This window comes from Rhodococcus sp. EPR-147 (assembly GCF_001647185.1).
GTDB lineage: Bacteria > Actinomycetota > Actinomycetes > Mycobacteriales > Mycobacteriaceae > Rhodococcoides.
The window spans coordinates 1-12,118 of the sequence record NZ_LVCU01000358.1 but is presented as its reverse complement, the minus strand read 5'-3'; the positions used below and the strand labels follow the sequence as shown (position 1 = coordinate 12,118).

The window sequence follows — 12,118 nt, the reverse complement described above, 5'->3', positions numbered from 1 at the left end:
GAACTCCAGCAACAGCTGCAGCTTGTCCTGCCCCTCCACCGCGGCGAAGTCCTCGACTATCTCGGCCAGGGATTCCGGCAAGGCGCTCATCGTGTGGCCGGAGCCGATCCGGGCTCCTCGCCCTTGGCGATCGGGACGCGAACGGCGTTGCCCCATTCGGTCCACGAGCCGTCGTAGTTGCGCACCGACTGGTACCCGAGCAGATGGGTCAACACGAACCAGGTGTGGCTCGAACGCTCACCGATCCGGCAGTAGGCGATCACGTCGTCGGTGGCGGAGGTACCGGAGTATATATCGTCCAGTTCCGTGCGAGACCGGAACCGTCCGTCCGGTGCGGCTGCCTTGGCCCAGGGGATGCTCACGGCGGTGGGGATGTGACCTCCGCGCAGTGCACCTTCTTCTGGGTAGTCGGGCATGTGGGTGCGCTCGCCGGTGTACTCGGCGGGGGAGCGAACGTCGATCAGCGGCACCGTTCCGAGCGAGCCGAGAACATCGGAGGCGAACGCACGAATGGGTGCATCGTCGCGTTCGATCACCGGGTAGTCGGTGGCGGGGAACTCGGGCACGTCGAGGGTGGTGTCGCGGTTCTCCGACAACCAGGCGTCGCGGCCACCGTCGAGCAGACGCACGTCCTGATGTCCGAACAGCGTGAAGACCCACAGTGCATACGCGGCCCACCAGTTGCTCTTGTCGCCGTACACGACGATGGTGTCGTCCCGGGAAATGCCTTTGCGGCTCATCAGTTTCGAGAACTGCTCGCCGTCGATGTAGTCGCGGGTGACCGGATCGTTGAGGTCGAGATGCCAATCGATCTTGACCGCGCCGGGAATGTGGCCGACGTCGTAGAGCAACACGTCCTCGTCGGATTCGACGACCCGAAGGCCGGGGGTACCGAGATGAGCGGAGAGCCATTCGGTCGATACGAGACGATCCGGATGCGCATAGTCGGCGAACGTTGCGTTGGAATCGGTTTGTACAGGCACGTATCGGCTCCTACGGAAGATATTCGGCTGGCGGCCCGCCCGGGGGTGGACGGTCTGCACTGTCGATCCTATGCGGAACCTCTGTCACGGGGCAGGAGTGGAGCCCGCGGAACGACTTCTATCAGGGCAGGAGTGGAGCCTGCGGAACGACTTTGTCAGGGCGTCAGGGCAGCGCTCTCGGGTTTCGCTGTGGAGACCCGCAGGAGGGCGACGAGTTCGGCGGTGAACGCATTCATCACCGAGTGTGCCTGTGCAGTGTCGGGAAATCGTGACCGCAATGCCAGGCCCGACGTGGTGCGCGAAACCCAGAACTGCGCGTCGTCGGACACCGTGGCATTGCTGGTGTGGTGTGCATCGGTTCGGTCGAAGCGTTCGTGTCCACCGATTCTGGTGTAGTCGATGTACGACACCATGAACACGTCTCGACGCGACAAGGTGAACGCATCACCGAGGTTGTTCAGTACCTGGGGGATCGGAACGGTGCTCAGTGGCAGTGCTGCACGAAACGCTGTGTGGGCCGCGGTGATCGTGTCGGTGAGGTCGTGTTCTACCTCCACGGTCATGGGAGCGTTCGTGGTGAACCAGCCCAGTGCACGCGAGAATTGCTGCTGATGGCGGGTGTGCAACGGGAACAGGAACGGCACGCGGCTCGGTCCGCCTATCCCGGCGCACGCCTGCCCGATCGCAGCGACGACCCCGGCGAACATCCCGGCTCCGGAACGGGCGCAGAGCTCCGCGAAGTCGAGGGTGTGCTGCGCGTCGAGCAAGGGCGTGACAGTCGTTGCCTGAGGCGCGGTTTCACCCTCGGCGACGCCGAGGTCGAGCGGGAAACGCGGCGTGGTGCCACCGCACTCGGTGAGAAAGTTCGACCACCGCACCATGCGTTCGTCCGTGGGATCGACGAGTGGCTGGGTTGCTTCGACACGGCAGTACTCGACGAACCCACCGACCGGAGGCAGGGCTGCCTCCGGGTTCGACGGACAGCGGCGGTAGGCGTCGTACAGGGTGTTGATCTCGTCGACCACGACTGCGATCGACATGGCGTCGACGTTGGAATGATCGAAGGCGCACAACACCGTCGAGGTGTCCGGCCGATCGATTCCGAAACAGGTGTACGACGGGAATCGTCGTGCGTCGCAGTGTAGTTCGAGCGAATTTCGGAGGTGACTCCGGAGCATGGACCCTGACGAGAAGGTGGTTCGAGTGGTTTCCCTCATCTCGACCGCACCCGGTTCGTGAACCATCCGCTCGATTCCCGCCGCCGCGCGAACGAACGAACTACGCAGGGTGTCGTGTCGGTCGATCAGGCGCTCGAAGGCCCACCCCAAAGCGCGGGTGTCGAGCCTGCCCTGCACCTCGAAGGCTCCGGCAATCCAGACGCGCTCGGCTTCGTCCAGATCGCCGAGGTGAAACCGTTGGTTGAACGACGGCGGAACCGTCGACGGTTGCGGTTTCCCAGTGACGACGGCGGTGAACTCGACGACGGTGCCCGCGCGCGGGGTGTACTCAGTGATCGAGGTGACCCGCACCGGCCGGCTCCTGAACCAGATTTTCGAGCGTCAGATTGTAATCACCCTCGCGTGAAATGGTTTCCAGTACATGCGCCAGATGATCGTGGTACCGCTTCACCGCTGCGGCGGCAACGTCGGTATCAGGGGTCTGGGCCACCAGGTACAGGTGCTCACCGTCTCGGTTGATCCACATCGATGCGTTCGACGTCGAACCCTCGCCGGTGAAATGCTTCGCGCGCGTGTCCGCGTCTCGTCCGACGCCGGGGAACCAGCGAAAGTCGATGTACGAGAGCATGTTCGGACTCACTGCCAACTCGCTATCGAGAGTGCCGTCGGCGGCCAGCGCGCCCAGCACGGCGTGCACCGGAGCCTCCGCGATCTGCTTGGCCTGCTCGAAGCCTCGGTGGGCTCCAGCCGCGACGTCGGAGAACCTGTCGTGTCCCGCCACCTCGAATGCGACCGGAGCGAAGTTGACGAACCATCCCTGGGACTGTCCGTAGTCACCGTGATGCCGGGTGCTGAGCACGGTGATCCCGAAGTAGTCGGTGTTACCGGCCAACTCGAAGTCGGTGATCCCGACGGCGGCGAATATGCCGCTGCTCATCCGGGCCCCGGCGGCCTTGCATGCGGCGTCGAATGCAGCGGTCAGTTCTTTGCTCAACAGGTCGCGTTCGACGATGCGGACCGGAGCTTTCTCGCCGGGCGCGAGGCCGAGGTCGAGCGGGAACCGAGGCATCCGGCCGTCGTGTCGGGTGAAAATGTCTCGCCAGGCCGCGATTTCGGGAGAATCGGCTCCGAACGTCGCGGCTCGAGCCCGTTCGTCGGCGGCGTAGGCCAGATGACTACCTGCCTCTGCCGGGGTAGGTACGTCCGCGCCGGTCTCGAGTGCGTACAGATCGGCCAACTCGCTGATGACCAACGCTTGCGAGCCGCCGTCGGTGAATGCGTGATCTGCGCCGTAGTACAGGGTGAAGCTGCCGGGCCTGGCCACGACACCGACGACGAATCCGGGCCAGGCGTCCGCGGTCGCCTCGGACGAGAAGCGGCCCCGTACGTACCGTTGGAATCGGTCGTCGTCCGTGGTTTCTCCGGCGTCGGTCACCTCGAACGCCGCGACCTCGGGCGGGGCGAGATGCCGAACGACGTTGTTTCCCTCGACCTCGAACCAGCATCGAAGGCCCTCGTGACGTAGCACGTAGGCGGCCAGTGCGCGGCTCATCGCATCCGTGTCCACGTCACCGTCGATCTCGGTTGCCACCCCGGTGTACGCGGTGTGCACATCGCCACGTTCGCGGGCCGCCCACGCGGCCTTCAGGTGGTCCTCCTGGAGAAACGAGACCGGAGTCGAATCGACAGGTGCCGCTTGGGCACTCGCACGGGCAGCCGCAGTGGGGTGCCATTCGAGCAGTCGGCCGGGAGCAGGATTCCATCTGCCCATAGCGGTGATGATCATGGTCGCTTCATCCTCCTCGATAAGGGCCGCGGGCTGATTCGACGACTCACTCTGCGGCGACGGTCACCGACCGTGAGGCCGACGTGAGCACCGTATCGGTACCACTGTCGGAGTCGATCACTGCCGTCAGCACGGCGACGAACTCGGTGATGAAGCGGTGGACGTTGGTCGACGCGACATCCGAGCTGGGGAATCGCGCGGAGATGTTGAGCCCTTGGAGCGTCCGGTTGACCCAGAAGTAGACCTCGTCCTCGGCGTGGCAGTTGCTCCGCAGAGCCCGACCCTTGCGGTCCTGCCACTGCTCGGCGTCCGGGAGGAATCGAAGATCGATGTAGGACACCACGAATCGAGGAATTTCTGTCGACTCGAGGATCTGGGCGATCTTGGAGTACGGCATCCGTGCCAACCCCTTGTTCGCCGCGCCTGCAGTTGCTGCAGCCGCGACTGCCTCCCCGAAGGTGCGAGCGTCACCGAGCTCGATCTCCATGGGCAGAATCCCGACGTACCAACCCACCGCCGCGGCCCACTTCTGTTCGTCTCTGGTGTGCATCGGCATCACGGTGCGCAACGTCGTGCGACCGGACAGGCGGACGTTCGTCAGCGCCAGAGCGGCCAGTATTCCGGCCTGCATGTTGTACCCGGCGTTACGGCATGCAGCGTTGAAGGCATCCGACTGCTCGGAAGTCAGCAGCCAGGACGAGATGCTGCTCTGTGCGGCCGGGCCGGTGAGCGACCGGTCGACCGACACCGGAAGGGGAAATGCGGGAAAGCGTCCGTCCTCCACGGCCAGGAAGTCCTGCCAGGTGCGCACGGCGCTGTGGTCACCGGTCAGTGTCTCGCCGAGAGCCCTCTCGGACTGGCTGAAGTCCACATAGCTGCCGACCTCGGGCAACTGGGGGTCGATGCCTTCGAGGGCGTGCGCGTAGAGCTTGTCGATCTCGTTGATGGCGTAGATCTGGCTGTAGGCGTCCATCACCGAGTGGTCGGCGGCGAACGCAAGCAGAAACGACTCTCCCGGCCCGTTCGAGAGAGCGCGGGAGGCATCGTCCGGTTCGATGGTCGCGAGGACGAAATGCGGCCACGCCGTCGGGGAGACGGTGTCGCCGAACCAGGAGTGCAGATGGCTGAAGACCTGAGTCTCGGTCCGGGGTTCGGTGTGTGCCCGGTCGGTCACCTGCACTGCATCTGTCGGTGCGGTGTAGCGCAGCCAGGAACCGGATTCCTCGTCGCGCCTGACCTTGGTCCGAAATGCCTCGTGCCGACCCATGTACGCGGTGATGGTTGCGCGCACTGCCTCGACGTCGTAGCGGCGATGAATCTCGAACACCGTGCCGATCCACGAGCCCGGAGCGCTGCGCTCGCAATGGTCCTGGTGCGTGTAGGACAGACCGCGGGGGTCCGGTTCCCAACGGTCGTCGTCGACGCGGGGGACCCACTCGGTCAGGCGACCGGCGGGGAGGGGGTAGTCGGCGAGTTCGGTGTATTCCATGGGAGTCCTCTTCCGTTCCGGGCTCGGTCGGCGGTGCGCGGCGTTGGTTCGGTATTGCACGTTCGATTACGGTCGAGTCGATCGTGTAAACCCGTCGGCGATGATCGGGCAGCCGACCGGTCGCTTTATCCGATTGCTGTTGGATTGCTGCTTTCCGCATTGAAAGAACAACGTCGTTGCCGTCGACCCGAAGTGAGTTCAGAGAACACGATAGGGCGAAAGCGGAATTATTTCGCAGCGCGAAAAAGTAATACTTCTCACTGCCGAGCGTCTTGACTCGCCGGTCGCCGATCGGGAGTCGAGGGAGCGTCCGATTGTCGTATCTTATGAACGAATCACTGACTTTGCTGGTCAGCGTGATGATAGTTCACAATCGAAGTGTGGTGCAAACTGTCGTGCGTCCCGAAACACGACCCACGCCACCGAATGGATCGAACATGGTCCGGGACACATTCGGGACGCCTTTTTCGTGCACCTATTGCCGAATGTGAATGCATTGGTGTGGCGAATTGACACCACTGCCCCTGGTTCGTGGATGTAGTAGGTTCGGCGCGTGACCCGAATTGGATTTGCCGATCACCTATTCTTGCGAATGCATCACGGCATCGGATATCCCGTCTACAACCAGTTCTTGTGGTGGTTCGACGAAACCGTCCAGCGAGTGGACCTGGAAAAGCTACGCGACAACCTGTCCGACGGTCTGCTCGCGCGCCGAGTGGTCTCGTCGACGGTGCCTACTGCCCGCGCTCGATGGGTGGCCTCGAACGTCTCCCATTCATTGGATTTTCACCCACACTTCATCGAATCGACCGAAGTGTCGGCCTGGGCCGACGGTTGCATCGATGACGACATCGATCCCGAGACCGGTCTCGGTTGGCGACTGGCGGCAGCTCCTCTGACCGACGGGGGGACGGTGCTCTCGTTGGTCGCTTCGCACATGGTCGCCGACGGCGGCGCTCTGATCGCCGCGTTCGCGGCTGCGAACTCCCCGTCCGTGCACCCTCGGTCGGTTCCGACCGAGGACGGAATCGCGGCCATCGGCTCGGACCTGCGAGACGCCGTGGGGCAGGTGCGGTCCGTAGCCGGCTGGTTGGCGAACACCGCTGCGTCCGCGCTACCGATTCCCACCCGATCCGGTCCGGACGTCGTTGTCCCGCGCTCGCAGCCGACTCGTTCGCAGCCGACGGCCGGTGCCGTGGATGCAGACTGGGTATCGCCTCACGCGGTGGCAGAGGTGGACGCAGGTACTTGGAAAGCGGCTGCGCAACGATGGGGTGGCTCGTCCAATTCACTGTTCATCGCCGTTCTCACGGCAGCGTCCGGGCAGGCCGGGCGAGCCTCGATCGGAGACTCGGTGCAGTGGTCACTGCCGGTCAGCGATCGCACCGTCGACGACACTCGCTCCAATGCCACCAAGATCGTCAAGATCGAGGTCCCCGTCACCGACGCGGCCGACCGCGATCTGTCGACGATTCGGAAAATCAGCAAGGCGGCGTTCACCGCTTTCGCCGCGAGGCAGGCTGCCGGTCTACCACCCGCAGGCATCTCGCAGGCCCTCGTGCAGATGCTGCCCGACGCCGTGGTCGCGCGTGTTCCGCAACCGCGTGACGGTGCGGAAGGCCTGGCGTCGAACCTGGGTGCTCTGCCCGAGGTCTTCACCACGGTGGCCGGTATCGGAGCTCGTGCCGTATCGGGCAGGGCGACCTTCGCGGGTGCCGACGCCGCATTCGCGCGATCGTTGGACGGTGGGCTGACGGCCTGGCTGTGCGAGACGGGCGCAAGCGTCACCGTGACCGTCCACGCCATGGACCCAGATCGATTCGTCGATGACCGGGCACTGCGTGACCATCTGGCGGAGGCGCTGGGCCGCTGGGAGTTGACTGCGCGCTTCTGGTGAGTGCGTCAGCGGTTCCGCGCTGCCGCCTCGGTGATGTCGGCAGCTGCGGCCACCGCAGTTGCAGTCGGGGCGACCGAGCCGGCCAATCGGCGTGCCGCCTGCTTGGCGCGGGCGGTAGTGATATCGGTAATGCCTTGCTGGAGAACGGATTCGGTCAAGGTCGAGAATTTCGTGCTGGTGCCGGCTCCGATCCTGCGCAGCGCGGCACCCCAGAACGGCTGATCGGCGCTGAACCAGCAGACGAGTGTCGGCAGGCCGGCCCGCGCCGTGGCAGCCGTCGTGCCTGCGCCACCGTGGTGGACCGCAGCCACGCATCGCGGCAGGATGCTCGCGTGATCGACCGACTCGACGATCATGATGTTCGAATTCGATTGGACTGCAGCAGGATCGGCACCGGCCAGGTCGCTCCAGCCGGCACAGACGAGAGCGCGAACGCCCAGCCTTCGGGTCACGTTCTCGATCATGCGCAGCAGTGCCGCGGGATCGGGGACGGGCATGCTGCCGAAGCCGAAGTACACCGGCGCGGAGCCTGCCCGCAGCCATTCTTCCAACGCAGGATCGGAATCGACGCCAGCGCTGCTCAGCCCCAGGAATCCGACGAACGGGCGGTGTGAGCCCCACTGTTCTGCGAGCCCGGGGAACAGCGCCGACTCGTACGCCTGAATCTCCACTCCGCCGTAGCGTTCGGACCGAACAGGCAGCGAATGACGCGTCGGTGCGAGACCCAGGGACTTCCTCTGCGCGTTCTCGCGGACCTTCATGGATTTCCAGCGCATCGACTCCGCCACCGCCCACATCGACCGGTTGACGTATCCCGGTAACGTGATGCCCGGGGTCACGGGCACGACGTCGTTGCGGCGGAGCGGGCAGTAGTGAAGTGCCACAAAGGCATTGCCCGTAGACTCCGCCATGTTGAACGCCATCTCCTGCCCCAGCGAACCGGTGACGATCGCGTGACAGCCCTGGGCCATCCGTTCGAGTTCGGCCGTCATCTGATCCCAGCCGTGATTGGCCAGTTCCGCGAGTGCCGCCATCTTGGTCCGCGGGTTACGCGACTTGATGCGCACCCTGATCAACTCCGACTCCAGCAGTCGCTGGGTGTCCGGCCCGAACGAGAGCACGCCGATTCGTTCGGACTCAGCCGTTTTCGCGCGAGCGAAGTCCACGAGGTTCGGTGGTGCGCCGAACACCACGTCGTGTCCGCGATCCGCGAGTTCGACGCCGAGTGCAAGGCCGGGCGTCACGTCACCGCGACTGCCGTTGAATGGCATCACGAACTTCATAGGGTCACTCGCAGTCGCGTCGGCGTGGAAAACGTCCTCAACCTATCAGTCCCGCACGCCGCAGTTCGGATCGGAAAACATATGGCGGGAAACACATTTGCGGCCCACCTGCGTCCGCGCTCGTGCAGCGATAGTCTCGCGGGGTGGAAAGACTGACGTACGACGACGACCTGTTCCTCCGCATGGAATGCGTTCTCGGGGTACCGGTGGTGAACCAGATCGTCTGGCGGTTCGACCGCGCCGTCGCTCCGGACGCGCTGCGATCGATGTGGCGAATGCTCGCCGAAGGCCCCATCGATCGATCCGTTCGACGGGCCCGGCTGCCCGGAGCCCGTGACAGCTGGACCGCAGCGCGTCGATCCGCTGATCCGGTGGTTATAGGGCCACCGATCGCCCGCGCGGCGGTCGACAGGTGGATCGAGGACGAGGCCGCCGTGGCGTTGGATCCGATCGGGGGACCGGCGTGGCGATTGTCGGCCACGTCGGTGGAAGAAGGCGGCACGGTCGTGTCGTTGGTCGGCTCTCACGTCGTCGGCGACGGCGGGGCGCTCACCTCCGCAGCCGCGGCCGCGCTGGCCGGACACGCCGTCCCCGACGATTTTCTGCGTGTCGGCCTCGATGACGGTCCCCTGTCCGCGACGGCGATCTCCCGTGCCGATCTCTCCGATGGTCTCGGCCGTGTCGGTGCAGCGCTCTCGGGTGCGGCACGAGCGCTCGGCCGCACCGCGGTGGCGGCGGTACGGGCACGGTCCACGGCGTTCGCCGACGCGAGCGCAGGAACACCCGAGGGCACCGGTGCCGACCGTCCGCGTGCGATCGTCGCCCCTGCCGAGGGCGCGTGGAGGCCGAGCACCGTCGTCGTCGATTGTCTGTCCGCGGAGTGGTCTGCCGCCGCGGCGAGCAAAGGGGGCAGTTCCAACAGCCTGCTGGTCGCGGTGGTGCTCGGGATACTGACCGGGAGCGGCCGAGTCTCGACCGAGGACCGGGTACGCGTCGCCCTTCCGGTCAGTACCAGGACCACGGGTGATCGGCGTGCCAACGCGACGTCCGGCGTCTCGATCCACGTCGAGCCGGGAGGGACGTATCTCGACGATCTCGGAGCAATTCGAGCGGCGAGCAAGCAGGCATTCAGAACCCAGGCCGATCGCACGGTCACCACGACATTCGAGCTCCTCAAACCGCTGATGCAGTTGCTGCCCGACGCGATCGTGGCCAAACTCGCCGCGTCGGGCTCGGCCCCGCTGTGCCTGTGCTCGAATCTCGGTGCCAGAGGTGTCGCACTGCGGACCATCGGTGGTCTGGACGCCACCGCGGTGGCGATGAGGTCCATCACACAGAACACCGACGTGGCCCTACTACGCCGCACGGGCGGTGGAGTCAGCGCTTGGTGGAACGAATCGGGCGAACGCGCCACCCTGTGCGTCACCGGGCTCGATCCGGACAGCTTTCCCAGCAAAGAGCACCTGAGAGGGCTGGTCGAGGTGGAGTTCGATCGATGGGGCCTGACGCCCGAGTTCTGGTGACCTCGAGACAAGTCACAACCGCGGGCAAGGACGGATTTTCGACCGGATCGCCGGTGAGGCTATGCTTTCCGACTGTTCGAGTGTTCGAGCAGGTGTGAGAAAGGGGAGCGATCCATGGCAGTGGTCGTGTTGTTCGGGTCCGAGACCGGTACGGCCGAGGAGGTCGCCGACAAGATTGCGGACGTGCTCAGCGATCATGACGCCGAGGTACGCGACATGCTCGAGTACGAGGTGTCCGACATCGACACCGACGACTTCCACGTGGTCATCTGCTCCACCTACGGAGACGGAGAGCTCCCCACCGGTGCAGAACCCTTCTTCGATGCGCTCGTCGAGGACGCGCCGGACCTCGCGGGACTGCAGTTCGCGGTGTTCGGTCTGGGCGACCGGGTCTACGAGGACACCTTCAACCGCGGCGGCGAGATCATCGCCGAGAAGCTCACCGAGCTCGGCGGCAAGCAGGTCGGTACCCATGCTCGGCACGACAGCTCGTCGAACATCAAGCCGAAGACCATGGCCGAGGAGTGGGCTCGCGAATTGATCGATCTTCTGCCCTGACGGCAGAACTCGGCTCCGTCCGGCCCAGCGGTCGGCGGATCCGGACGGTCAGGACGGGGCGCTGCCCCACAGTGCGGCCAGAGACGTACCCACACGAGTGAGCAGTGTTCGCACCAGCGGTAGGCCGATGCCGATCACCGACGACGGATCGCCCTCGATGCGGTCGACGAACCAGCCCCCGAGCCCGTCCAACGTGAACGCCCCGGCCACCGACAACGGTTCACCCGAGTCGAGGTAGGCCTCGAGGTCCACCGAGGACGGCGTCGAAAAGTGGACGACGGTCGAACTGTGCGCTGCAGCCTGCGCCACGACCACTCCGTCGGTCACCCGGAGCACAGCGTGGCCGGTCAGCAAGTCGCCGCTGTTGCCCGCCATCGACTGCCATCTCGTGCGCGCCACCTCGACCGAATGTGGCTTACCGTGCAGCTCCCCGCCGATGGCCAACATCGAATCGCAGCCGACGATCACCAGATCGTCGCTCGAATCCGAGAACGTCTCGGCCACCGCGGCGGCCTTGGCTCGGGCCAGTTCCGTGACCACCGTTTCCGGAGACACCGACGGCCCGAGCGCTGCTGTCAACGCATCCTCGTCGACACCCGACACCCGGACGATCGGCTCCACCCCGGCACCGCGCAGCACCGACAGACGCGCAGGCGACGCCGACGCCAGGACCAGACGAACAGACCCCGGCGCAGCGTCGGACGAGCGCATCGTCACCGTGGGTAGCGACCCGACGCGGCGTACGAATACGCCGACTGAGGTGCGAATCGGCGATGCAGCAACTCCGGTGAACCCCACAGCTCACGAGGACGAGAATCGCCCGTCGACTCGGACCCGCCCTGGGCAGCCGTCAGAACCGTCACCAGCGCGGCGATTTCCTCATCGCTCGGATTGCCCTTCACCACCCGAACAGCCGCAGGGGACGGGGAAACCACCTCGCTCGGATTCGCTGCGTCATGATTCGCTTCGTCGTTCGCTGCGTCATGATTCGCTTCGTCGTTCATAGTGGGATGTTTCCGTGTTTCTTGGGTGGGAGGGTGACTTGTTTGCGTTCGAGTAGTCGTAGTGCGGTGACGATCTGGCCGCGGGTGTGGCTGGGGGGTATGACGGCGTCGAGGTAGCCGCGTTCGGCGGCGATGTAGGGGTTGACGAGGGTGTCTTCGTATTCCTGCTGCAACCTCAGGCGCAGGGCGTCGACGTCCTCACCGTTCTTCGCGGCTTCGAGCAACTGTTTGCGGTAGACGAACCCGACGGCGCCGGAGGCTCCCATGACGGCGATCTGCGCGGTCGGCCAGGCGAGGTTGACGTCGGCTCCCATGTGCTTGGATCCCATCACGTCGTAGGCGCCGCCGTACGCTTTGCGGGTGATGACGGTGATCTTGCCGACGGTCGCTTCGCCGTAGGCGTAGAGCAGTTTCGCG

Annotated in this window: 11 protein-coding genes and 1 pseudogene; 3 read left to right on the top strand and 9 right to left on the bottom strand. The window is 65.1% G+C overall.

The window, feature by feature from the left end; translation table 11 throughout:
- The 5 genes and pseudogenes from A2J02_RS16325 to A2J02_RS16305 form a co-directional block, all read right to left on the bottom strand.
- A pseudogene (locus A2J02_RS16325) lies at positions 1–90 on the bottom strand (cysteine desulfuration protein SufE); the annotation flags it as partial.
- On the bottom strand, positions 87–983 hold the full coding sequence (locus tag A2J02_RS16320) for a sulfurtransferase (protein WP_068051248.1): 897 nt from the start codon (positions 981–983) through the stop codon (positions 87–89). The pseudogene A2J02_RS16325 and the gene A2J02_RS16320, both read right to left, overlap by 4 nt.
- A gap of 155 nt (positions 984–1,138) precedes the next feature.
- Positions 1,139–2,512 (bottom strand): condensation domain-containing protein, encoded by a 1,374-nt coding sequence (locus A2J02_RS16315; RefSeq protein ID WP_068051246.1) that lies wholly within the window; start codon positions 2,510–2,512, stop codon positions 1,139–1,141.
- Entirely contained in the window at positions 2,490–3,947 is a 1,458-nt protein-coding gene (locus A2J02_RS16310) for a condensation domain-containing protein (protein WP_068051244.1), read from the bottom strand. Before A2J02_RS16310 ends, A2J02_RS16315 begins: the two co-directional genes overlap by 23 nt.
- A 46-nt stretch (positions 3,948–3,993) precedes the next feature.
- Entirely contained in the window at positions 3,994–5,436 is a 1,443-nt protein-coding gene (locus A2J02_RS16305; protein ID WP_068051242.1) for a condensation domain-containing protein, read from the bottom strand.
- Between the two features lie 592 nt (positions 5,437–6,028).
- Between A2J02_RS16305 and A2J02_RS16300 the strand changes: the two genes are divergently transcribed.
- Positions 6,029–7,333 (top strand): hypothetical protein, encoded by a 1,305-nt coding sequence (locus A2J02_RS16300; protein WP_068051240.1) that lies wholly within the window; start codon positions 6,029–6,031, stop codon positions 7,331–7,333.
- Positions 7,334–7,338: 5 nt separating this feature from the next.
- On the opposite strand, the gene A2J02_RS16295 is transcribed toward A2J02_RS16300, so the two are convergent.
- Positions 7,339–8,604, bottom strand: coding sequence for a glycosyltransferase (locus A2J02_RS16295; RefSeq protein ID WP_231893805.1), 1,266 nt, complete (start codon positions 8,602–8,604; stop codon positions 7,339–7,341).
- A gap of 155 nt (positions 8,605–8,759) precedes the next feature.
- Here A2J02_RS16295 and A2J02_RS16290 point away from each other — a divergent pair, with 155 nt between their 5' ends.
- Together A2J02_RS16290 and A2J02_RS16285 are read left to right on the top strand one after the other, a co-directional pair.
- Entirely contained in the window at positions 8,760–10,139 is a 1,380-nt protein-coding gene (locus A2J02_RS16290) for a hypothetical protein (protein WP_068051236.1), read from the top strand.
- A 114-nt stretch (positions 10,140–10,253) separates the two neighbouring features.
- Positions 10,254–10,697 carry a flavodoxin domain-containing protein gene (locus tag A2J02_RS16285; protein ID WP_068051234.1) on the top strand — a complete coding sequence of 148 codons (444 nt, stop codon included), beginning with the start codon at positions 10,254–10,256 and terminating at the stop codon, positions 10,695–10,697.
- A 48-nt stretch (positions 10,698–10,745) separates the two neighbouring features.
- Here the strand turns inward: A2J02_RS16285 and A2J02_RS16280 are convergent, their stop codons facing one another.
- The 3 genes from A2J02_RS16280 to A2J02_RS16270 form a co-directional block, all read right to left on the bottom strand.
- On the bottom strand, positions 10,746–11,408 hold the full coding sequence (locus A2J02_RS16280; protein ID WP_068051232.1) for a Maf family protein: 663 nt from the start codon (positions 11,406–11,408) through the stop codon (positions 10,746–10,748).
- Between the two features lie 2 nt (positions 11,409–11,410).
- Entirely contained in the window at positions 11,411–11,701 is a 291-nt protein-coding gene (locus A2J02_RS16275; protein ID WP_068051229.1) for an acyl-CoA carboxylase subunit epsilon, read from the bottom strand.
- Positions 11,698–12,118: carboxyl transferase domain-containing protein (locus A2J02_RS16270; RefSeq protein WP_331712046.1), on the bottom strand; the 421-nt coding region annotated here is incomplete at its 5' end. The genes A2J02_RS16275 and A2J02_RS16270, both read right to left, overlap by 4 nt.